Raw genomic sequence first — 21,892 nt, forward strand, 5'->3', positions numbered from 1 at the left:
GCGCGTCCCCCCGGGGATCCCCCCGGTGCCTTCCCTTGGCCGGGGCTCCGGGTGCCGTTTCCGGAAGCTCCATTTTGAAATCGTTATCGTCTGGGCGGTGCCGCCCCGGCTGCCGCCCGGTAGGGTTTGATACCGGACAGGGATGATACGGAAGGGACTCATGCGCTTTTTGAGACGGTGCTCATTAGTGCTGACGGCTGCCGCAATGGTCGCGGCCGGTGGGTTCTTCGCCACCGGATCCGCAGCGGCTCCCGCCTCCGCAGAGCCCGCAGCGCACGTGGTGGTGGCGGAAAAGGCTACCGAGGCTTCCCCGGTCCGGGTCGCAACCTACAACGCCAGCTTCAACCGGCAGAACCCCGGGGACCTGGTCCGCGAGCTGTCAGGCACCACGAGCACCCAGGCGCGGGCGGTCGCAGGAATCATTCAGGCCACCGCACCCGACGTGGTGCTCCTCAACGAATTCGACTACGACCCGGACCACCGCGCAGCTGAGCTTTTCCGCACCAACTACCTCGCGGTCGGCTCCGACGGTGCGCCGGGCATCACCTACCCCTACGTCTACACCGCGCCGGCCAATACCGGTGTTCCCAGCGGCATGGATCTCAACAACGACGGCACCGTCGGCGGGCCGGACGATGCGTTCGGCTACGGCGCCTTCGAGGGCCAGTACGGCATGGTTCTTTACTCCAAGTATCCGATCGATACGGCCAACGTCCGCACCTTCCAGAATTTCAAGTGGAGCGACATGCCCGGCGCCCTGCTTCCCACCGATCCGGCGTCGGGCGGAGCCGACTGGTACTCCGCCGACGAACTGGCCCAGGTGCGGCTCTCCAGCAAGTCCCACTGGGATGTTCCGGTCATCATCGGCGGGAAGTCGATCCACATCCTGGCCAGCCACCCCACGCCGCCGGTCTTTGACGGGCGCGAAGACCGTAACGGCAGGCGCAACAACGATGAGATCCGGTTGTGGGCCGACTACATCGAAGGAGGGAAGGCGGCGGCCTACCTTTACGACGACCAGGGCCGGTGGGGCGGGCTCGACGGGGGCGAGCGGTTCGTCATCCTGGGAGACCAGAACAGCGATCCCCTGGACGGCGACTCGATCGAGGGCTCAATCGATCAGCTCCTGATCCACCGCCTGGTGCACGACCCACTGCCCTCCTCCGAGGGGGCGGCGGAGGCGTCGGCCCTGCAGGGAGGTGCCAGCGCGCAGCACCGTGGCCTCCCGGAGCATGACACCGCCGACTTCGAGGACCAGTCCGCGGGGAACCTCCGCGTCGACTACGTGCTGCCCTCGAAGAACCTGCCGGTGCTTCGAAGCGGAGTTTTTTGGCCGCGGGTGGGAACCCCCGGCTCCGACCTGACCGGAATCTTCCCGTTTCCCTCAAGCGACCACCGCCTTGTCTACGCCGACGTAAGGGTTCGGGGCAGCTAGGAGTCCGCAGGGTCTTGATGGGTCGGCCGCGCTAACTTACGCTTGCGTAAGTTACGCTGCCGTAGGTTGGGCGGCGCTTCCCGGAGAAGGCAGGTCCACCATGACATCGCACCACCCACCACAGCGGACGAAGCCGGGATTCCGGCCCTCCAAAATCGACTCGGCCGTGGACCTCTCCAGCTACGCGCGGGACAATCCCGATGCGAAGGGCCCCCGGCCGATCCTCGACGGACCCCGTCCCCTGGGCACCCAGATCGCCGTGTACATCGGGGTGCTGCTTCCCCTGGTAGCTCTTCTTGCGGCGGTCCCGCTGGCATGGGGCTGGGGACTGACCTGGACCGACGTCGTCCTGTTCTTCGCCTTCTATGGAGTGAGCGGCCTCGGGGTCACCGTCGGGTATCACCGGTACTTCACCCACGGATCCTTCCGGGCCGTGAAGCCCCTCAGGGCCGCCCTGGCCATCGCGGGTTCCCTGTCCGTGCAGGGGTCGGTGATCACCTGGGTGGCGGACCACCGCCGCCACCACGCCTTTTCGGACACGGACGGCGACCCCCATTCCCCATGGGCCTTCGGGAACACACCCTGGGCGCTCGCGAAGGGCTTCTGGCACGCGCACATGGGCTGGCTGTTCGAGCGGGATGAAACGAACAAGATCCGCTTCGCACCCGATCTGGTCAAGGACCCGATGATCCAGCGCATCGATCGACTGTTCGGCGCGTGGATCCTGATCACGCTCTTCCTGCCGGCGCTGATCGGCGGGCTTGTCACCCAGAGCTGGTGGGGCGCGCTGACAGCCTTCTTCTGGGCCGGGCTGGTGCGGGTCGCGGTGCTTCACCACATCACTTGGTCCGTTAACTCAATCTGCCACATGGTTGGCGAGCGGCCCTACCACTCCCGCGACAAGGCCGGGAACTTCTGGCCGCTGGCCCTCGCGTCGTTCGGTGAGTCCTGGCACAACTCCCACCATGCCGATCCGACCTGCGCGCGGCATGGCGTGGACAAGGGGCAGATCGATATTTCCGCCCGGGTCATCCGCATCTTCGAGAAGCTCGGGTGGGCGTCCTCCGTCCGCTGGCCGGTGCGGGAGCGCTTCGAGAAACTGGCGGCACGGGCACAGCACTGACCCGGCGCCGGGCGGATTCGACCGGCCCGGCCCAACGAAAAGCTGGCTCCACGTTCTGCGTATGGGGGAATCGCAGAATGGGGAGCCAGCGGTTTAAGTATACTGCGAACTGATCGTCGAATGTCCAAGGGGGAGGTGGGATGGCAGTCACGGCAAAAGCCTTCCAGCTGTGGCGCCAGGAGATAGCTCCCACGGATTCGGTCTCCGACCTCTGCCGCTCGGCAGGCATCAAACGCTCCACGCTTGCCCAGCAGCTCGTGCGTGGAAAAGTGTCGGTCAGCACCCTGCTTGCGGTCGCGCGGGGCTACGGGCTCGATCCGGTCTGTGCGCTCGCGCAGTTCGAGGGATACACGGACCTCCTCACGGGGATGCGGGCGCCAACCAGTGCCGAACTCCTCAGCCAGGTCTCCCATCGAGACATCCTCAAGCTCCTTGTGGCCCGCGGCGAGGGGACAGGGAACGGATTGTCGGACCTTGTTCCCTTCCCCCACCGCAACTCGGCGCGCGCCTGGATCGAGGCGATCGACCCCGGTGACCTTCGGCAGCAGCTGTCGGAGCGTTCGGGCATTGCCCGCCAGAACCTTTCCGCGCAGCTCAGTGCGGGGCGCCTCAGCCCGGGGCTTGCCATCGAGGCGTCCCGGATCGCCGGCGTCTCCCTCACCAGTGGCCTCGTAGTGACGGGCCTGCTCACCTGCGCCGAGGGCGGCTGGCCCGTCACCGGGCGGGCCGATGCGCTCAACGCCCTGTCCGACACCGATCTGGTCCTTCTGGCGCGTGACCGCCTGGATGCCCTCGGCAAGCAGCTCCGGAAAGCCGACGCTGATGAAAACCGTGATCGTGCGATCTGGGAAAACCTGGGATGAGCGGCCACCTGATCCAGTGGGCGGCCCTGCTGCTGTGCGTCCTGGGCGCGCTGATGCGTCTGCCCGGCGTGCGTCGTGGCAGGGGCCGGATGATCTTCGCTGCCCTCATGCTGCTGGCCGTCGCCGTAGCGCTGTCCCTTCCTCCCATCTACCTCCCGGTGGACGGAGTCCTGGGAGGCTGGAATGCGGCGAACCTGGTCATCCGCCTCTCGCTCTACGCCGTCGTCGTCCTGCTGGGACTGCGGATGGCCGCCGCCTTCGACGCGGGGCGGGTCCGGGCCCTGATTGTCGGGCCGGTAGGGATTTCGGTGCTGTTGTTCACCGTGGCCGCCACCCTCGTCCTGTTCGCCCTGAGTGAGGTTTCCGAGTCCTCAACCGGCCTCGCCCGGTACCACGGCCAGCCAACCGTCGAGCGGTATGCCGACATCGGCAGGCTCTACCCCGGGTACGTGTCCGCCTGCCTGGTGTGGCCGGCGGCCGCCGGGTCCCTGCGCTCCGGCTCCCGGCCGGCCCACCGCCTCGCCTGCTCACTGCTCGCAGCTGGGTTCTTCCTGGTGGCCGGTTTTGCTGTCCTCGAGCTTTTCCACGGCCTCGACCTCGGGATTTTCGAGTTGGTTCTGCCCTTCGGGGCGATCCTGCTCGTGGTGTCCGGGCTGACCCTGATCTGGTTCAGCCGGCGCCGCGGCGTGCCTCGGCAGCGAAATCCGCTTGCGTAGGGCCACTCCCGGACGGGATTGAAGCACAATCGTTGCCTACTGGTGTTCACAGTTTCATGTTCATAGGAAATAATAATGAATATGTAACTGCCGCTGACAGTGGGGGGTCAGCGGATTGTTATGAGAACACCTGGGTGCGTCCGTCAGAACGGGTGGACGCACCCAGGTGTACAGCCGGCCCTCCGGCGCGGCGGAGCCGTCAGCTATTCGGCGTCGTGGTCGGTCTCGATGATCTTGGCCAGGGACTCAAGGGCCTCCTCCGCCCCTTCACCTTCGGCGCGCAGGACGACAACGTCACCGTGGGTAGCCCCAAGGCTCATCAGCGACAGAATGCTCGAGGCGTCCATCGCCTCATCGACGGGATCACCGTCCATCGCAATTGTCACCTCAACGGGAACCTCACCCGCGGCCTCGGCGAAAATGGACGCGGGGCGGGCGTGGAGCCCTACGCGGCTGGCTACAGTGGCTTTGCGTTCTGGCATTGTCTTTCCTTCGGTTCGGCGGAATTGGTCTGTTCGTCGATTCTGCTGGTCTTTCATCATCTGCTGTTCGGGTGCAGGTATCCACCCCGGAGCCGGCGGAACCGGCTCCGGGGCGGATAAATTGTTCCCGTGCCGAGGCTCAGGCGGCGACCGGCTCGACGACGGCGTCGGTGCGGTCCAGCTTGCGGTCACGGAGCCGCTTGAGGGCGACGACGATGACGGCCGAGACGACCATCCCGACAAGGATTGACAGGACGAACCACGCAACCCCGTCGATGGCGAAGAAAACGAAGATCCCGCCATGCGGTGCCCGGGAGGTGACCCCGAAGCCCATCACCATCGCGCCGGTCACCGCTGCGCCGACCATGGAGGCGGGAATCACGCGCAGCGGGTCGGCCGCAGCGAATGGGATGGCGCCCTCCGAGATGAAGGAAGCCCCCAGCAGCCAGGCGGCCTTGCCGTTCTCCCGCTCCGCCTGCGAGAACCGGCGGCGGTCGATCACCGTTGCGAGGGCCATCGCCAGCGGCGGCACCATGCCCGCCGCCATGACGGCGGCCATGATCTGCAGGGGTGCCGGGTTGGCCGCGGTGGCGGCGCCCAGGCCGGCGACCGCGAAGGAGTAGGCAACCTTGTTGACCGGTCCGCCGAGGTCGAGAGCCATCATGAGGCCGAGGATGATCCCCAGCACCACGGCCGCCGAGCCAGTCAATCCGGACAGCCAGTCGTTCAGCGCGGTGGTCAGTCCGGCGATCGGTCCGCCGAGCACGAGGAACATGAGACCGGAGGCGACCAGTGAGGCGACCAGCGGAATGATAACCACAGGCATGAGGCTGCGCAGCCACCGGGGGACGCTCAGCCGTCCGATCATCATCGCCACGTAGCCGGCGAGCAGGCCGCCGACGATACCGCCGAGGAAGCCTGCACCCATGAATCCGGCCACAGCTCCAGCGACGAAGCCTGGGGCGATGCCCGGGCGGTCCGCCAGGGCGTACGCGATGTAGGCGGCCAGCGCCGGCACCAGGAAGCCCAGCGACAGCTGGCCGATCTTGAACGCCACGGCCCCGAGGTAGGTGGATAGACCGCCCTCCGGCAGGTTGCCGAAGTTGTTCTCGAGCACGACGGTGTCAGCGACCTCGGTGATGGCGTAGCCGCCGATGAGGAAGCCGAGGGCGATCAGCAGGCCGCCGCCGGCGACGAAGGGAATCATGTAGCTGACGCCGGTGAGCAGCGCCCGCTTCAGGGTTCCGCCAATGCCCTCCCGGCTGGTGTCAGCGGCGGCCTCGGTGTCGCCTCCGCCTCCGGCGACCCGGCGGGCCGAGGGGTTCCGGGCCGCGGCGACCGCCTCCTCGACCATCTCGCCGGGCTCATCGATGCCGCGCTTGACCGGAGCGCTGATGACCGGAAGGCCGGCGAAGCGCTGCTTGTCCCGGACGTCGACGTCGACGGCGAAGATGACGGCGTCCGCCGCCGCGATCACCGCCGGGTCAAGGGGTGTTGCCCCCGAGGAGCCCTGGGTTTCGACCTGCAGGTCGATGCCGCGTTCCTTGGCCGCGGCGACGAGGGAGTCGGCCGCCATGTAGGTGTGGGCGATGCCGGTGGGGCAGGCGGTGACAGCGACCAGGCGGCGGACCTCGCCGTCCTCCTTCGCAGGTGCCGGGGCTTCACCGGCAGGCGCCTGCTCGGTGCCGCCCGGAGCGGCGAAGGCGGCGGCATGGGCGCCGGAGCCTGTTCCGGTACCCGCGGCCGCACCGACCGTAGCACCCGCGGGTGCTGCGGCCGGAGCCTTGCCTGTGCCCAGTGCGCCCTCCACGAGGTCGACCACCTCCTGCTCGGAGCCGGCGTTCCTCAGGGCTGCGGTGAAGTCCTTCTTGATGAGGGACCGCGCGAGCTTTGACAGCAGCTTCAGGTGTTCCTGATCGGCGCCGTCGGGGGCGGCGATGAAGAACACGAGGTCCGCCGGTCCGTCCTTCGCGCCGAAGTCGACGGGAGGGGCTAGGCGGGCCATGGCGAGCGTTGGCTCGAGGACCGATCCGGAGCGGCAGTGGGGGATGGCAATGCCGCCGGGGATCCCGGTGGCGGTTTTTTCCTCCCGGGCCAGGGCGTCGGCGTAGAGGCCGTCGGCGCCGGAGGCCCGGCCCTGCGCGGCGACCTGTTCGGCCAGGTACCGGATGACCGCCGAGCGGTCAGTCCCGAGGTTTGAATCGAGAGTGACGAGACTCGGCGTGATGAGATCGGACATTCAGTTTTCCTCCTTTGGAGACGATGCTGCCTGGTGCGCGGGTGCGCCGGAGTTGAGAGCTGGGGCGAAGGCGGTCAGGGTGACGGCCTCCGGAGTGGTCTGGTCGAGGGCCGGGACTTCGGAGCCCGGCAGTGACGCCGCGGCGGACCCGTGTGCAACTGCCTGGCGGAGGCAGCCCTCGGGGCCTTCGCCGGCGGCGGCGGCGAGCAGGTAGCCGGCCAGTGCCGAATCTCCGGCTCCGACAGTCGAGCGCGCCGAGACGGGGCTGTGGCGGGCGTGCCAGGCGCCTGAGGCGGTGACGAGCAGTGCACCGCGGGAGCCCAGCGTGGCGAGGACTGCACCCACCCCACCGCCGACCAGGGCGGTGCAGGCCCGAAGGGCGAGCTCGAGGTCTCTTTCGAGTTCGGTGCCCTCCCCGATGCCGGTCAGCTCCGAAAGCTCCTCGGCGTTTGGTTTGAGCAGGTCCGGGGCTCCGGCAGCGGCGTGGGCGAGGGCACCTCCGGACGAATCGACGGCGACCCGGGGCGCGTCGGCGCCGTACCGGCTCCGTACCTCGGCGGTGGCCGAGGCGTAGAAGTCCGCCGGCACCCCCGGCGGCAGCGACCCCGCCAGCACGAGCCAGGAGGCGCCGGCGCTGGCCGTCACCACGAGGTCGAGCAGGGCCGCGGTGTGCTCGGGGCTCAGCGTCGGTCCCGGCTCGTTGACCTTGGTGGTGGTGCCGTCCGGCTCGGTGAGCGCGGTGTTGGTCCGCAGTGCCGCACCGATGGGCAGGCTCCGGTAGGGGACCGCCGCCGCGGCGAGCCCGGCAAGCACGGGATCCCCCTCGTCGCCGGGGAGCAGCGCCAGGGAGTGAACTCCCGATTTCGTGAGCGCGCGGCTCACATTGACGCCCTTGCCCCCTGCTTCCTGGTGGGCGCTGACGGCGCGGTGGACTTCGCCGCGGGTCAGGGCAAGGGGAAGCTCGACGGTGCGGTCGATACTGGGATTGGCGGTCAGGGTGATGATCATGCGCTCACCACCTCGACCTGTGCGCGTGCGAGGGCTGCGGCGAGGGCGCCCCCGGGTGTTGAGTCAGTGACGACTGCATCGATCTCCTCCAGGGATGCGAAGCTGACGAGGGATTCCTCGCCGAACTTTGACGAATCGGCGAGCAGGACCACCCTGCGGGCCGAGCGGACGATGGCGGTTTTGACGGCGGCCTCGTCGGTGTCAGGGGTGCTGAGGCCGAAGTGCTCCGCCACGCCGTTGGCCCCGATGAAGGCAACGTCGGCACGGAGCCGGGAGAATGCGGCGACGGCGCTGCTGCCCACCCCGGCGCTGGTGAGCGCCCGGACCCGGCCGCCGATCAGTTCGAGGTGGACGGAGGAGCCGCTGATGAGGTGCGCAATCGGCACCGAGTGGGTGATGACGGTCAGGCCGGTGCGCGACTCGGCGGCGAGCAGGGCGGCCAGGGCCCCCGTTGTGGTGCCGGCGTCAAGGATCACCGATCCGGTCGAAGGAACCATGTCCAAGGCTGCCTTGGCGATCCGCTGCTTCTCGGCGCGGTACTGGGACTGACGGCTCTCAATACTTGATTCCCGGGTGCTGGCGGAGTCCCGTGCAACGGCGCCGCCGTGCACGCGGCGCAGAACGCCGTCCTTCTCGAGCAGGGCCAGGTCACGCCTCACGGTTTCGGCGGTGATGCTGAACCGCTCGGAGAGGTCGGTGACACTCACTCGGCCATCGGTGCGTACGAGGGTACTGATCTGGCGGTGGCGTTCTTCAGCGAACATGGCGACTCCGTTGTCCAGCCGGTCGAGGCGAGCAACCGTGGGTCCCCACCGCCGGTCTGTGTTTATGTGAGTTTATCTTTAGCTTTGCCCGAAGGACAAGGGTTTTCCCGAAACCCCCACAAATTCGCAGGTGGAGGCAATGAAACGGGCCGGGGCGCATGCGCCCCGGCCCGTTGTGAAGAGTATGAGTTTGATCCCTGGGGAGTTAGAGGCCTTCCCGGGTCTCGTTGCGGGTAACGGTTTCTCCCGTGCCCGGGTCGTGAAGCGAGCGGGACTCCGTGACCCGGCGCTGGCTGCGTGGAGCGTTGAGGAAGAGCGAGACGATCAGGCCGAGAAGTCCGACACCCATGAGGATGTAGCCGACAAGGCGGAGATCGATGAAGCTCACGATGTCGGCGACTGCGAAAGCAAGAATTGCCCCGATCGCGATCAAAGCTATTGAGGATCCGATTCTCATGGCCATTACTCCTTCGTTGGAAATGCGTGGTGGGCCACCCCGATTTCTCAAGGCCTGCCCGGCGGATGCCAAATCGCCGCTTGACGACGAGGTGGTGCTAAGCATACTTCTCACCGGGCTAATTCCCGCGGCATTCCGGCCAACGGTCCCGCCGCGACCTGCGTCGATGGGGCCATTGCGGGAGCGCGTCAGGAGAGAATATCCTGACTTTGCTGATGGTAGGATTGAACTGTAAGCATACTGATGAAGTAGAGTGTTTAAAAGTTGCACTCCGGTGCATCGGATTTATCAGTTGAGTTATTCGCTTCGGCGGATGGCCATCACTCAAAGGAGCATCTCATGGGTATTCTAGGTTTTCTTCTTCTCGGACTGATCGCCGGCGCCATCGCCAAGCTGATCCTGCCGGGCCGTCAGGGCGGCGGCTGGGTCATCACCCTCGTCCTCGGTGTTGTCGGGGCGATCCTCGGTGGCCTGATCGGTGGCGCTCTCTTCGGAACGGGCATTGAAGGCTTCTTCGATCTCTCCACCTGGCTGCTCGCCATCGGTGGCGCAATCATCGTGCTGCTGATCTACGGTGCCGTCACGAAGAACCGCACCCGCGCATAATCCGGATGCACCCGCTGGGTGCCGGCTGAACCTGGGGGAACAGCTGAGTTAAAGGCGCCGCCGGTTTCCCGGCGGCGCCTTTTCCGTGTCCGGCCGCCTTTATCCGGCCCCTGCGGATGGAGGCACGCCCCCGATTTTCCCGCACCGTCGCGAACGGTCCGGTCCTAGACTGAATGCACGCCATCCCCACCGGATGACCGGTTGTGAAAGGAACTCCAGCGAGTGAATCCACCGAACATGGGCCGGTCGAATCCGGCCGTGAAAGCCGCAAGCAGTGCCCTCTTCGATAAGGACGGTAACCCTAAACCCGGGATCTACCGCGGTATCGAACGGGCGATCGACGTCCAGCGCCCGCTGGTCCTGGCGAACCTGCGGCGCGTGCGCCGACGCCACCCGGCGGCCACCCCGGCCGAACTCGCCGAGCTCCTCGAACGCGACTATCTCCGGGCCATCACCGCGGCCGGGGCCGCGGTGGGTGCGACCGCGGCGGTGCCGGCCGTCGGCACCATCGCCTCGCTCGGCCTTTCGGCCGCCGCCACCGTGGGATTCCTCGAGGCGACCGCGCTCTACGCCCAGTCGATCGCGGAACTGCACGGCGTCCACACCGACGACCCGGAGCGGTCCCGCACCATGGTGATGGCCATCCTGATGGGTGAGGAGGGGATGGCACTCATTCAGTCAGGATTGGGCGGGTCCTCGGTGTCCCCAGGACAGCAGCCCTGGGGGAACGCCGTGGGCAGCGCCGCGCCTGCCTCCCTCGTCCGCGCGCTGAGCGCGAGCATCCGGCGCCGGTTCATCCGCCGGATGGTCGCCCGGCAGGGTGGCGCCCTCCTCGGCCGCGCGCTCCCCTTCGGTGTTGGCGCCGCGATCGGTGGGGCGGGTAACCATGCGATGGGCAAAGCCGTCATCAACGCGACCAGGACCGCGTTCGGTCCGCCGCCGCTGGTGGTTCCCGGCGACCTTGCGAACACCCTTGATGCCGCGCCGGAGAAACCCTCGACCGGCTCGGGGGCCTAAAGCCGCCCGCCGGCCGTTGGCTGCTTCACGAAACCGGGAGCGGCCGTCGGCCGGCAGTAGCGGTACCGGCCGAGGCGGGTCCGGCCCGCGGGCGAGCCGGGCGCCTGCCGCCCGCACCGTCCGCCGCCGGGATCGTCAGCCGAAGACCGCGTGAGCCACCGAGAAGATGGCGAGTCCCGCCAAGGATCCAACGACGGTACCGTTGATGCGGATGAACTGGAGATCCTTGCCCACCTGGAGCTCGATCTTCCGGGAGGTCTCCTCCGCGTCCCAGCGCCCTACCGTCTCGGAGATCACGCCTGCGATTTCGCTGCGGTAGGTCCGCACTGCGTAGGCGGCACCGTCGGAGATCCACCGGTTTACCTTCGCCGCCAGTTCCGGATCGCTGGCGAGCCGGCCGCCGAAGTCGCGCACCGCGGCCTTGAAGTTATGTGTCAGTTCGCTCTGCGGATCACTGACGGCCTCAAGGAGGGCGCCCTTGATGGTGGCCCAGGTGCGGGCCGTCAGGTCGCGCACGCGCGGATCGTCGAGGAGCTGACCCTTGATCTCCTCGGCCTTGGCAATCGTCTCCGGGCTGTACTGCAGGTCCTGGGCGAGGTCCTTGAGGTACTTGTCGAGCGCGATTCGCACATCGTGTTGCTGGTCGTCCTGCACGGCGCGGATGAACTTCGACAGCTCGGCATAGACGCGGTCTCCCACGACGCCGTCGACGAGGCGCGGCACCCAGGTGGGCGAGCGCTGGGCCACGACCCGCGTCACCACGGCGTAGTTGGCATCCACCCAATCCGCCGCCCGGTCGACCAGCAGGTCGACGAGCCGGTGGTGGTGCCCCTCCCGGAACAGCCGCTCTGCGATCCTGCCGACCGGCGGGCCCCACGGCGGGCCGAGCACATGCTTGCGCACCATTGACTCGATGACGCCCTGGACCGCTTCGTCATTGAGCACCGTGAAGGCGCCGCGGATCAGCGCGGCGCCTTCCACGGCCACGCGGTCGGCGCTCTCCGGGCGGGCAAGCCAGCTGCCCGCCTTCTCAGCGATCCGGGCGGAGTCGAGTTTCGCCCGCACCACGGCCTCGGAGAGGAAATTCTCCTCGACGAACTGCCCGAGGGACTCGCCGATCTGGTCCTTCTTCCGGGGGATGATCGCCGTATGGGGGATCTTCAGCCCCATCGGGTGCTTGAAGAGCGCGGTGACGGCGAACCAGTCCGCCAGGGCACCGACCATGCCGCCTTCGGCCGCCGCACGCACGTACGCAAGCCATGGATAGCGCTCCTGCAGCGCAAAGGCGACGACGAAAATCACGGCGAGCACCCCGAGCAGGGCCGTGGCCAGGACCTTCATTCGGCGCAGCGCTGCGGCTCGTTCCTCATCGGTTCCCGGCGTTACATTCACCAGCACAGTCTATCGAGCGCGGCCGCCCGATGTCCCTGCCGGCGTCCGCATCGCGTACCGTGATCCAGGGAAGGTTCGGCCGCCGGGAAAGAACCGAAAGTAGGGTCAAGCATGAGTCCACAGATCTTCGCCCACCGGGGTGCCAGCGGCATCTACGCCGAGCACACCCGCGCGGCCTTTCTCCAGGCCCTGGCCGACGGCGCCGACGGCGTCGAGTGCGACGTGCATCTGACCCGCGACGAGCAGCTCGTCTGCATCCACGATCCGACCCTTGAACGGACCTCGAACGGCTCGGGTGACGTTGCGGACCACACCCTGGCCCAGCTTCGGGAGCTCGACTTCTCCTCGTGGAAGGGCGTCCCGGTTCCTGCCGAGTACGGCGGACCCCGGAATCAGTTGCTGACCCTGGCGGACCTCCTGCGGCTGCTGCGGTCCGCCGGGCGGAGCATCGCCCTGGCCATCGAACTCAAGCACCCGAGTCCCTTCGGCCTGCGCCTTGAGGCCGAGCTTGTCGCGTTCCTCCTCGACGAGGGGTGGGATCCGGAGAGCTCGACCCTCGGCAACCTCACCATCAGCTTCATGAGCTTCAACCCCGACTCGATGCACCAGCTCGGAGAGATCGCCCCGGCGCATGCCCTGTGCCAGCTGGTAGCCGATGTGGAGCCCGATGAGGTGCGGGAGGCGCTGAGTTTCGGTTCGATTACGTCGGGCGCCGTGGTCAACCTCATGCGGCGCGCCATCGACGAGGGTGAGGCGCTGATCGACGCCCACACCGTCGGGATGGCAGGGCCGGGCGTGGCCTACGTCAGGGCGCACCAGGACATCGTGCGCCGGTGGGTATCGGAGGGCGTCCGGGTGCGGGTGTGGACGGTCAATACGCAGGAGGAAGCCGAGCTGGTGGCGGGGCTGGGGGTCCAGGAAATCACCACCGACTATCCAGCGGAAATGCGATCGTTCTTTGCAATTTCCTCAGGCGGATAGGGCTCCCGGCACTCCGCTTTGTGGTTGAGTTAATGCATGCATTCGCCCATTGAGGACTACGCACTGGTATCGGACCTTCACACCGGCGCGCTGATATCGCGCCGGGGCAGCGTGGACTGGCTGTGCTTTCCCCGCTTTGATTCCCCGTCCGTCTTCACCAAGCTGCTGGGCACCGAGGACCACGGCCGCTGGCTGCTCGCCCCTGTCGAGGAGGAGGCGGAAGTGATCGGGCGTGCGTACCTCGATTCGACCTTCGTGCTCCAGACGCGCTGGCGGACCAGCACCGGGGAGGCGCTGGTCACCGACTTCATGCCGGTGGAGGACCGCCGGGCGTCCCTGGTGCGGAGGGTCGAGGGAATCAGCGGGACCGTCACGATGCGTGAGGAGCTTCAGCTGCGTTTCGAGTACGGCGACGTGGTTCCGTGGGTGCGCAAGGCCCACGACGACGACGGCCCCATGCTGCTTGCGACTGCCGGCCCCAACGCCCTGATGCACCGCGGGAACCCCCTGAAGGCCTCGGGGCACCGCCACGAGGGGACGCTGACGGTCACGGCGGGCCAACGCCTTGACATCGAGCTGGCATGGTTCCCCTCCCACCGCACCGCCCCGCGCAGCCAGGAGGCCGCGCCCTGCCTCGAGAGCACCATCGCCTACTGGCGGGCCTGGGCGTCGAACTACGAGCCGCAGGGCGAGTACGACGACATGGTGAAGCGGTCGCTGCTGGTGCTCCGGGCCCTGACGCATGAGGACACCGGCGGGATCGTCGCGGCGCCCACCACCTCCCTGCCCGAGCACTTCGGCGGCGAACGCAACTGGGACTACCGTTACTGCTGGCTCCGGGACGCGGCCCTGACGCTTGAGGCGATGATGACCCACGGCTACCAGGAGGAAGCGCTCGAGTGGCGGAACTGGCTCCTCCGCGCGGTGGCCGGGGATCCTGAGGACCTCCAGATCATGTACGGCCTGGCCGGGGAACGGCACCTTCCCGAAACCATTCTTTCCCACCTGCCGGGGTACCGCGACTCCCTGCCGGTGCGCATCGGCAACGGCGCCGTCCACCAGTACCAGGCCGACGTCGTCGGCGAGGTGATCGTAGCCCTCGAGAAGCTCCGCTGCCATGGGGTGACCGAGGACCACTTCTCCTGGCCGCTGCAGCGCGCACTTCTCGGTTTCGCCGAGAACCACCTCCACGACAAGGACCACGGTATCTGGGAGATGCGCGGGGACCTCAAGCACTTCACCCACTCCCGGGTCATGATGTGGGCGGCGTTCGACTGCGCAGTCCGTGCAGTGGAGGACCACGGGCTCGACGGCCCGCTTGAGCAGTGGATCGCACTGCGCGACGAACTGCACGCCGAGGTGATGGAGCACGGCTTCAATGAGGAACTCAACTCTTTCACGCAGGCCTACGGTGAGGAGCAGCTCGACGCGTCGCTGCTCCAGCTGCCGCAGGTCGGCTTCCTCGCCTACGACGACCCGAGGATGCTCGGGACGGTGGCGGCGCTTGAGAAGGACCTCCTCACCGATGAGGGGCTGCTGCTGCGCTACCGAACCGACGAGTCCGACGACGGGCTTGAGCCCGGCGAGCACCCGTTCCTCGCCTGCTCCTTCTGGCTGGTGGAGCAGTACGCCCGCAGCGGGCGCGGCGAGGAGGCGCGGGCCCTCATGGACCGGCTGATCGGTTTTGCCAACGAGCTGGGGCTGCTCTCGGAGGAGTACGACGCCGAGGCCCGCACCATGGTCGGAAACTACCCGCAGGCGTTCTCCCACCTGACCCTGGTGCGGGCCGCCGACGCGATCCACTACGCCGGCGCCCTGCAGCCGTCCTCCCTGGCCGGCGCCCTTGGGGTTACGGCTTTAGAACAACCTTGATGCACCCGTCCTGCTTCTTCTGGAAGCTGGCGTAGGCCTCCGGGGCCTCATCGATTGAGACCTCGTGGGTCATCAGGTCGGTGACGCCCAGGGGGTCGGCGGGGTCCTCAACGAGGGGAAGCAGGTCCTCGGTCCAGCGGCGGACATTGCACTGGCCCATTCGCAGCTGGAGCTGCTTGTCGAACATGGTGAACAGCGGCATCGGGTTCGCATTGCCTCCGTAAACCCCGCTGAGGGACACGGTTCCACCCCGTCGCACCGAATCGATGGCCGAGTGCAGGACGCTCAGGCGGTCAATCCCCGCGGTTTCGACGGCCTTGCGGGCCAGGGCGTCAGGCAGCAGGCCGACCGCGTTCTGGGCGAACGCGCCGGCGGGGGAGCCATGGGCCTCCATCCCCACGGCGTCGACCACCGAGTCGGGCCCGCGCCCTCCGGTCATGCTGCGCAGCTCCTCGCCCAGGTTCTTGGAGAAGTCCAGGGTCTCGATGCCGTGGCGCTGGGCCATCGCCCGGCGTTCGGCGACCGGTTCAATGCCGATGACCCGGTAGCCGAGGTGCCGGCCGATGCGCGCCGCGAACTGGCCCACCGGGCCGAGCCCGTAGACGGCGAGGGTTCCGCCGTCGGGAACGTCGGCGTACTTCACCCCCTGCCATGCCGTTGGGAGGATGTCGGAGAGGTAGAGGTAGCGCTCGTCGGGAAGCTCGGATCCCACCTTGATGGGTCCGTAGTTGGCGTGCGGGACCCTCAGGAACTGGGCCTGGCCGCCCGGCACCGAGCCGTACAGGGAGGAGAAGCCGAAGAGGCTCGCGCCGGTTCCCTTTTCACGGACCTGGGTGGTCTCGCACTGGGACTGCAGCCCGCTGCGGCACATCATGCAGTGGCCGCAGGAGATGTTGAAGGGGATGACGACGCGGTCCCCGGGCGCCAGGTTCGTGACCTCGCTGCCGACCTCCTCGACGATGCCCATGGGCTCGTGGCCCAGGATGTCCCCCCGCGACAGGTACGGCCCGAGGACCTCGTACAGGTGGAGGTCGGAGCCGCAGATGGCGGTGGAGGTGATCCTCACGATCGCATCCGTTGGCTCCTGAAGGATCGGGTCCGGGACTTCCTCAACGCTGATCTTCCGCCGGCCCTGCCAAGTCACTGCTTTCACGCCTGCCTCCAAAGGTAGTAAGGGTGCTGTCTTTCCCTACTATTCACCGGACCGGCCGGAAAGCAAAGCCGGGTGGGAGAAGCCGGGCCGCACCCACTACCCTGATTCGGTGGAACTCCTCGCCTCACCCGCCGTCCGCGTGGGCCTCTCGGTGGCCGTCGCCACCGGCCTCTACGGCATCTCCTTCGGGGCGCTGTCCGCCGCGTCCGGCCTCAGCCTCGCCCAGACGGCGGCCCTGAGCCTGCTGATGTTCAGTGGAGGTTCGCAGTTCGCCTTCATTGGCGTCGTGGCCGGTGGAGGCAGCGGGCTGTCGGCATTGTCGGCCGCTGCCCTGCTGGGGCTGCGCAACGGCGTGTATGGAATGCAGCTCAATTTCCTGCTGCGCCCGCGGGGCTGGCGGAAGGCCGCTGCCGCGCAGCTCACCATCGATGAATCAGTCGCTACTGCCACCGCCCAGAGTGAGCTGCCGGAGGCGAAGCGCGGCTTCTGGACCGCCGGCATCGGCGTGTTCGTGCTCTGGAACGTCTTCACCCTGGTGGGCGCGCTGCTCGGCGGAGCGGTGGGCGACCCGCGGCAGTGGGGACTCGACGGCGCCGCCGTGGCCGCCTTCCTCGGGCTGCTGTGGCCGCGGCTGCGCTCCCGGGAGGCCGGTGCCATCGCGGTGGCCTGCGCCGTGGTGACCGTCGTCGCCGTGCCCCTGGCCCCGCCGGGGGTTCCCATCCTGTGCGCTGCCGTGGTGGCCGCCGTCCTTGGCCTGCGCCGGGCGGGTCCGCGCTCCCCGGACGCGGCGGCGGACGAACGGCAGGGACCGCAGCCCGGCCCGGACGGGGGTGCCTGATGGTCCTGTGGTTCTGGATTCTGGCCGCCGGCTGCGTATCCTTCGCCACCAAGCTTGCCGGCTATCTGGTGCCCGCCCGGATCCTGGGCAATCCACGCATGCTGCGCGCCGCGGGGGCGCTCACCGTGGGGCTGCTGACCTCACTGACCGTCGTCACTACCGTCTCCTCGGGCAGCGCCCTCGTGCCTGACGCGCGGCTCGCGGCCGCCGCCGCGGCCGCCGTCGCCCTCTGGCTGCGGGCTCCGTTCCTCATCGTGGTCGCTGCCGGGGCGCTGGCCGCCGCAGCGGCACGGATGGCGGGCCTGCCCTGACGTCCCAGGCCTCATGGCCTTGCCCTGACGCCTGCCCTGTGTGCCCGTCCTGCCCTGTCTGCCTGTCCGGCCGTGTCCGATGTCGGCGGGTGGCGCGGCAGTGCGGCCTCGCTTAGCTGCCCGCAGCGGCGGCGGCACCGACAGTGGCGGCGGTCGCTTCGGCGATTGCGCCCTCCTCATCGGTGGGCACGACCAGCACGGGCATCGCCGAGCCCGCGGTGCTGACCACGCGCGCCGACGACCCACGCAGTTCGTTGAGGTCAGGGTCGAGTTCGATGCCGAGCGCCGTGAGCTGGCCCGCCACCAGAGAGCGGAAGGACGAGGAATTCTCGCCGATGCCTGCAGTGAACACCAGGGCGTGTGCCCCGCCGACCGCCACGTGATAGCCCCCGACGTACTTCGCGAGGCGGTAGGCGGCGATCTCAAGGGCGAGCTGCGCCGCCTTGTCCCCGCCGTCGGCGGCCTTCTCCACTGAACGCATGTCGTTGGTGCCGGCCAACCCGCGCAGCCCCGATTCGCGGTTCAACAGGGTGTCGAGATCCTCGGGGGAATACCCCTCGCGGGCAAGGAACAGCAGGATCGACGGGTCGATGTCGCCCGATCGGGTGCCCATCACCAGTCCTTCGAGCGGGGTGAAGCCCATCGAAGTGTCAATGCTCCGGCCGCCGCGCACCGCCGTCACCGATGCGCCGTTGCCGAGATGCGCGATGACCGCGTTGAAGTTTTCGCGCGGGGTACCAAGGAATTCGGCGGCCTTCCGGGTGACGTAGTCGTGGGAGGTGCCGTGGAAGCCGTAACGCCGGATCCCGTGTTTCGTGTAGAGCTCGTCGGGCACTGCGTAGCGCCAGGCCCGCTCCGGGAGGGTCCGGTGGAAAGCGGTGTCGAACACGGCCACCTGCGGGATGCCGGGCCACTTCTGGGCGACAGCCCGGATGCCCAGCACATTGGCCGGGTTGTGGAGCGGTGCCAGCGGGTTGAGGCGCTCGATGGCACGGATGATCTCCGGGGTGATGAGCACCGGTTCCCCGAAGCGCTCGCCGCCGTGGACCACCCGGTGCCCCACGGCGTCAATGGTCTTCCCCTGCAGGATGACCGCGAGTTCGGTGTCGAAGTGTTCGATCGCCGCGGCGTGGTCGGGAACCCATTCCTCGCCGATGCTTTCGATCAGCCCCTGCGCCAGGACGTCGTCGCCCTCACGCACCTGGTACTTGAGTGAGGACGAGCCGGAGTTGATGACGAGGATGATCATGCCTGCTGCTTTCCTGGGGTCGGTGCGGTTGCCGCGGCGACCGCGGCGGGGGGTGCCTGCTGGGCCTGCACCGCGGTGATGGCGACGGTGTTGACGATGTCCTCAACGGTGCAGCCGCGGGAGAGGTCGTTGACGGGCTTGCGGAGGCCCTGGAGCACCGGCCCGACGGCGACGGCGCCGGCCGACTGCTGGACGGCCTTGTAGGTGTTGTTGCCGGTGTTGAGGTCCGGGAAGATGAAGACCGTCGCCTGTCCGGCCACAGAGGACCCCGGGAGCTTCGATGCCGCGACGGAGGCATCGACGGCGGCGTCGTACTGGATCGGGCCCTCGACCGGAAGCTCGGGCCGGAGCGCCTTCACGAGTTCGGTGGCGCGGCGGACCTCGTCGACGGCCCCGCCGTAGCCCGATTCGCCCGTGGAATAGGAGAGCATCGCCACGCGCGGTTCGACGCCGAACTGTGCGGCGGTGTCGGCGGAGGCCGAGGCGATGTCGGCCAGCTGTTCCTCGTTCGGTTCGGGGTTCACCGCGCAGTCGCCGTAGACCAGCACCCGGTCGGAGAGCAGCATGAGGAAGACGGAGGAGACGATCCGGGCGCCCTCGCGGGTCTTGACGAACTCCAGTGCCGGCCGGATGGTGTTGGCGGTGGTGTGGGCGGCCCCGGACACCATGCCGTCCACGTAGCCCAGCTGGACCATCATAGTGCCGAAATATGCGCCGTCAAGCATGCGTTCCCGCGCGTCCTCGATCGAGACGTTCTTGTGGGCGCGGAGCCGGGCGTATTCCGCGGCGAACTCCTCGCGCAGCTCCGAGGTCTCGGGGTCGATCAGGGTGATACCGGCGAGGTCGATGCCCTGGCCGGCCGCCAGTTCCTTCACCTGCGATTCGGAGCCAAGGATGGTCAGGTCGCACACGTCCCGGCGGTGCAGAATTTCTGCGGCGCGAAGGATCCGGATGTCTGTTCCTTCGGGAAGCACGATTGAGCGGCGCTGGGAACGGGCCCGCTGGATGAGTTCGTGGAGGAACCGCAGCGGCGTCATCGAGATGGCCCGCGGAAGCGCGAGGCGCTCGAGCAGTTCCTCTTCGTCCACCTGCCGCGACCAGGCCCCGAGCGCGGCGGCCGACTTCCGCCGCAGTCCCGTGGCGATCTCCCCGCGCACCCCGCCGACCCGCTGGGCCGCGGTGTAGGTGTCATCGTCGAGCGCGAACACCGGGAACGGGGCCTGGGCCAGGAGGGGCAGCAGGTGCGGGTCGGGCTCGAGGCCGCCGGTGAGGACGAGCCCCGAGGGTACGGGAAACTCCGGCGAAAAGGAGGAAGCGAGGGTCGCGGCCAGCACGTCGGCGCGGTCGCCGGGGACGATCACCAGGGCGCCGTCGGTGAGCAGGTGCAGGAAGTTGCCCACATTCATCGCGGCGACCCGGACGGAAAGCACATCCCGCTCCAGATTGGTGCTTCCGGCTATCTGCTTCGCCCCCAGCTCCGCGGCGACCTCCGAGATGGTGGGCCGGGCGATTTCAGGCAGTTCGGGGATGACATAGACGGGCCGCCCCGAGCGGCCCGGCCGGACCTCGGTGCGGATCCCTTCAACCGCCTCGTCGGGGGCGCGGTTCACCATCATGGCGAGCAGGGATACCTTGGCCTCATCGAGTTCCTGGCGGGCCACGTCGACGGCGTCGGCGGCCTCCGCCACCGACATCTCCCGGGCGCTTACCACGGCCAGCACCATCGCCCCGAGATTGTTGGCGAGGCGGGCGTTCAGGTCGAACTCCACGGCGGCGTCGTGGCCGCCCAGGTCGGTGCCCTCGACGATGACGACGTCGCACCGGCTGGCGATCTCGCTGTAGATCGCCACGCACGCGGTGTCGATCTCCTCACGGTTGCCGGCCACCAGCAGGGCACGGGCCTGGGCGCGGGTGAGGCCGCCGCGGGAGCGCTCGGGCGGAAGATTGAAGCTGCGCTGCATCAGCATCACCATGGGGTCCGCGGCGGGGTCGTCGCCCTCGACGATCGGCCGGAAGAAACCGACCCGGTCGGCGTGCCGGTGGAGCATATCGGCGAGGCCAAGGGAGATCAGGGACTTGCCGGAGCCTGGGTTCATGGCGCTGACGTATATTCCGCGGGTCATTTCACCATCCTGTCAGGGACCTGCCCGGGGTGCCATAACGCAGGCCACACGCGCAGGCGGGACGCGGGCGGCGGTTTCTGGGACACTTGGACCATGCTTGTCGCCTTCTCAGTCGCACCGTCCGGACCCTCCGAGCACTCAAGGGGAGGGGGCGACTCGGTCCATGAAGCGGTGGCCGCCGCCGTCGCCGTCGTACGCGAGTCCGGCCTGCCCAACTCAACCGACTCGATGTTCACCACGATCGAGGGCGAGTGGGACGAGGTGATGACCGTCATTAAGCATGCCACCGAGGCCGCCGGCCGGTACGGCAGCAGGGTATCGCTGGTGCTGAAGGCCGACATCCGGCCCGGGCACACCGGTGAAATCACCGGCAAGGTCGAACGGCTCGAGAAGGCCCTGGGGGAGATGCAGGAGTTCGAGGGCCACTCCTGATGGCGCGCCAGGGGGCGCCGGCGCCGGTTGCGGGCGAATTTCCGATCGACACGGGCACCTGTGAACTCGAGCCCGATCCCTACAGCACCAACGGGTGGGTGCTGCGCGTCAACGGAGTCCCAAGCTCACACATCGACCTCGACGACCCGCTGCGCCTTGACTTCGAGTACATGCGCTGGATCGCGGCCCTCGTCGACGCCCGCTGGGGCCCGAGTGACCGGCTCCGGGTGCTGCACCTGGGTGGCGGGGCGTGCTCACTGCCCCGCTACATCGCCGCGGCGCACCCGGCCGCCCGGCAGGTCGTCGTCGAGCTCGACGGAAAGCTGGCCGAGCTGGTGCGCCAGTGGTTCGACCTGCCGAGGGCCCCGCTGGTGCGTATCCGGGTGGGGGAGGCGCGGGAGGTGACCCGGTCGCTGTCGGAGGCCAGCCGGGACCTCATCATCCGCGACGTGTTCGCAGGCAGCCGCACCCCGCACCCGCTGACCACCGTGGAGTTCACGCAGGAGGCGAAGAAGGTCCTCGCCGCCGACGGGATCTACCTGGTCAACTGCGGCGACAGCCCCGACCTGAAGATGGCGCGCCGGGAAGCGGCGACCATCGCCTCGGTCTTCGAGAACACGGCGATCGTTGCCGATCCGGCGATGCTCAAGGGACGCCGCTACGGCAACGTCATCATCGCCGGAAGCGACGGCCCGCTCGGCGAGGGCCCCGGACTGGCCCGGGGGCTGCTCGGCGGGGGCGTGCCCGCCCACCTGTGGCAGGACGACCAGGTGCGCCGTTTTGCCTCCGGAGCGCAGCCGCTCACCGATTGAGCCCTGCCCGGTCCGGCTC

21 protein-coding genes are annotated in these 21,892 nt (G+C 68.3%); 12 read left to right on the forward strand and 9 right to left on the reverse strand.

Annotated elements, in window-relative coordinates; all coding sequences use genetic code 11:
* Nucleotides 1-160: 160 nt before the first annotated feature.
* The 4 genes from E2F48_RS12915 to E2F48_RS12930 all read left to right on the forward strand — a co-directional run bounded on the left by E2F48_RS12915 (nucleotide 161) and on the right by E2F48_RS12930 (nucleotide 4,137).
* Nucleotides 161-1,435 carry an endonuclease/exonuclease/phosphatase family protein gene (locus E2F48_RS12915; protein WP_133404379.1) on the forward strand — a complete coding sequence of 425 codons (1,275 nt, stop codon included), beginning with the start codon at nucleotides 161-163 and terminating at the stop codon, nucleotides 1,433-1,435.
* 100 nt (nucleotides 1,436-1,535) lie between these two features.
* A complete protein-coding gene (locus E2F48_RS12920) occupies nucleotides 1,536-2,558 on the forward strand; it encodes an acyl-CoA desaturase (RefSeq protein WP_133404380.1) in 1,023 nt (340 codons plus the stop codon).
* Between the two features lie 140 nt (nucleotides 2,559-2,698).
* A complete protein-coding gene (locus E2F48_RS12925) occupies nucleotides 2,699-3,421 on the forward strand; it encodes a hypothetical protein (RefSeq protein ID WP_133404381.1) in 723 nt (240 codons plus the stop codon).
* Entirely contained in the window at nucleotides 3,418-4,137 is a 720-nt protein-coding gene (locus E2F48_RS12930) for a hypothetical protein (RefSeq protein ID WP_133404382.1), read from the forward strand. The genes E2F48_RS12925 and E2F48_RS12930 overlap by 4 nt, the downstream gene beginning before the upstream one ends.
* A 203-nt stretch (nucleotides 4,138-4,340) precedes the next feature.
* Here the strand turns inward: E2F48_RS12930 and E2F48_RS12935 are convergent, their stop codons facing one another.
* The 5 genes from E2F48_RS12935 to E2F48_RS12955 all read right to left on the reverse strand — a co-directional run bounded on the left by E2F48_RS12935 (nucleotide 4,341) and on the right by E2F48_RS12955 (nucleotide 9,087).
* Entirely contained in the window at nucleotides 4,341-4,619 is a 279-nt protein-coding gene (locus E2F48_RS12935) for an HPr family phosphocarrier protein (RefSeq protein WP_120165812.1), read from the reverse strand.
* 139 nt (nucleotides 4,620-4,758) lie between these two features.
* On the reverse strand, nucleotides 4,759-6,858 hold the full coding sequence (locus E2F48_RS12940) for a PTS fructose transporter subunit IIABC (protein WP_133404383.1): 2,100 nt from the start codon (nucleotides 6,856-6,858) through the stop codon (nucleotides 4,759-4,761).
* Entirely contained in the window at nucleotides 6,859-7,866 is a 1,008-nt protein-coding gene (locus E2F48_RS12945) for a 1-phosphofructokinase family hexose kinase (protein ID WP_133404384.1), read from the reverse strand. It lies immediately after the preceding gene.
* On the reverse strand, nucleotides 7,863-8,630 hold the full coding sequence (locus E2F48_RS12950; protein ID WP_133404385.1) for a DeoR/GlpR family DNA-binding transcription regulator: 768 nt from the start codon (nucleotides 8,628-8,630) through the stop codon (nucleotides 7,863-7,865). The genes E2F48_RS12945 and E2F48_RS12950 overlap by 4 nt, the downstream gene beginning before the upstream one ends.
* 205 nt (nucleotides 8,631-8,835) lie before the next feature.
* Nucleotides 8,836-9,087 carry a DUF6458 family protein gene (locus tag E2F48_RS12955; RefSeq protein ID WP_133404386.1) on the reverse strand — a complete coding sequence of 84 codons (252 nt, stop codon included), beginning with the start codon at nucleotides 9,085-9,087 and terminating at the stop codon, nucleotides 8,836-8,838.
* 339 nt (nucleotides 9,088-9,426) lie between these two features.
* On the opposite strand from E2F48_RS12955, the gene E2F48_RS12960 reads away from it, so the two are divergent.
* Both E2F48_RS12960 and E2F48_RS12965 read left to right on the forward strand, forming a co-directional pair.
* On the forward strand, nucleotides 9,427-9,693 hold the full coding sequence (locus E2F48_RS12960; RefSeq protein WP_133404387.1) for a GlsB/YeaQ/YmgE family stress response membrane protein: 267 nt from the start codon (nucleotides 9,427-9,429) through the stop codon (nucleotides 9,691-9,693).
* A gap of 258 nt (nucleotides 9,694-9,951) precedes the next feature.
* On the forward strand, nucleotides 9,952-10,710 hold the full coding sequence (locus E2F48_RS12965; RefSeq protein WP_246018967.1) for a hypothetical protein: 759 nt from the start codon (nucleotides 9,952-9,954) through the stop codon (nucleotides 10,708-10,710).
* A gap of 135 nt (nucleotides 10,711-10,845) precedes the next feature.
* On the opposite strand, the gene E2F48_RS12970 is transcribed toward E2F48_RS12965, so the two are convergent.
* Nucleotides 10,846-12,051, reverse strand: coding sequence for a DUF445 domain-containing protein (locus tag E2F48_RS12970; protein WP_133404570.1), 1,206 nt, complete (start codon nucleotides 12,049-12,051; stop codon nucleotides 10,846-10,848).
* Nucleotides 12,052-12,213: 162 nt separating this feature from the next.
* Between E2F48_RS12970 and E2F48_RS12975 the strand changes: the two genes are divergently transcribed.
* Nucleotides 12,214-13,083, forward strand: coding sequence for a glycerophosphodiester phosphodiesterase (locus tag E2F48_RS12975; protein WP_133404388.1), 870 nt, complete (start codon nucleotides 12,214-12,216; stop codon nucleotides 13,081-13,083).
* Between the two features lie 36 nt (nucleotides 13,084-13,119).
* Complete coding sequence (locus E2F48_RS12980; RefSeq protein WP_133404389.1) at nucleotides 13,120-14,955, forward strand: glycoside hydrolase family 15 protein; 1,836 nt, start codon at nucleotides 13,120-13,122, stop codon at nucleotides 14,953-14,955.
* Here the strand turns inward: E2F48_RS12980 and E2F48_RS12985 are convergent.
* Nucleotides 14,933-16,108, reverse strand: coding sequence for a zinc-dependent alcohol dehydrogenase (locus tag E2F48_RS12985; RefSeq protein ID WP_133404390.1), 1,176 nt, complete (start codon nucleotides 16,106-16,108; stop codon nucleotides 14,933-14,935). The two genes, E2F48_RS12980 and E2F48_RS12985, sit on opposite strands and share 23 nt — an antisense overlap.
* A gap of 109 nt (nucleotides 16,109-16,217) precedes the next feature.
* Here E2F48_RS12985 and E2F48_RS12990 point away from each other — a divergent pair, with 109 nt between their 5' ends.
* Entirely contained in the window at nucleotides 16,218-16,946 is a 729-nt protein-coding gene (locus E2F48_RS12990; protein ID WP_133404391.1) for an AzlC family ABC transporter permease, read from the forward strand.
* Entirely contained in the window at nucleotides 16,946-17,257 is a 312-nt protein-coding gene (locus E2F48_RS12995) for an AzlD domain-containing protein (protein WP_133404392.1), read from the forward strand. The genes E2F48_RS12990 and E2F48_RS12995 overlap by 1 nt, the downstream gene beginning before the upstream one ends.
* Before the next feature lie 112 nt (nucleotides 17,258-17,369).
* On the opposite strand, the gene E2F48_RS13000 is transcribed toward E2F48_RS12995, so the two are convergent.
* Together E2F48_RS13000 and pta are read right to left on the reverse strand one after the other, a co-directional pair.
* Complete coding sequence (locus tag E2F48_RS13000; protein ID WP_133404393.1) at nucleotides 17,370-18,506, reverse strand: acetate/propionate family kinase; 1,137 nt, start codon at nucleotides 18,504-18,506, stop codon at nucleotides 17,370-17,372.
* Nucleotides 18,503-20,629, reverse strand: coding sequence for a phosphate acetyltransferase (pta, locus tag E2F48_RS13005; protein ID WP_133404394.1), 2,127 nt, complete (start codon nucleotides 20,627-20,629; stop codon nucleotides 18,503-18,505). The genes E2F48_RS13000 and pta overlap by 4 nt, the downstream gene beginning before the upstream one ends.
* A gap of 93 nt (nucleotides 20,630-20,722) precedes the next feature.
* Between pta and E2F48_RS13010 the strand changes: the two genes are divergently transcribed.
* Nucleotides 20,723-21,061 (forward strand): thiamine-binding protein, encoded by a 339-nt coding sequence (locus E2F48_RS13010; RefSeq protein ID WP_133404395.1) that lies wholly within the window; start codon nucleotides 20,723-20,725, stop codon nucleotides 21,059-21,061.
* Nucleotides 21,061-21,873 (forward strand): spermidine synthase, encoded by an 813-nt coding sequence (locus tag E2F48_RS13015; protein ID WP_133404396.1) that lies wholly within the window; start codon nucleotides 21,061-21,063, stop codon nucleotides 21,871-21,873. The genes E2F48_RS13010 and E2F48_RS13015 overlap by 1 nt, the downstream gene beginning before the upstream one ends.
* Nucleotides 21,874-21,892 lie beyond the last annotated feature (19 nt).

Origin of the sequence: Arthrobacter crusticola (assembly GCF_004357995.1) — a bacterium.
Taxonomy (GTDB): Bacteria; Actinomycetota; Actinomycetes; order Actinomycetales; family Micrococcaceae; genus Arthrobacter_D; species Arthrobacter_D crusticola.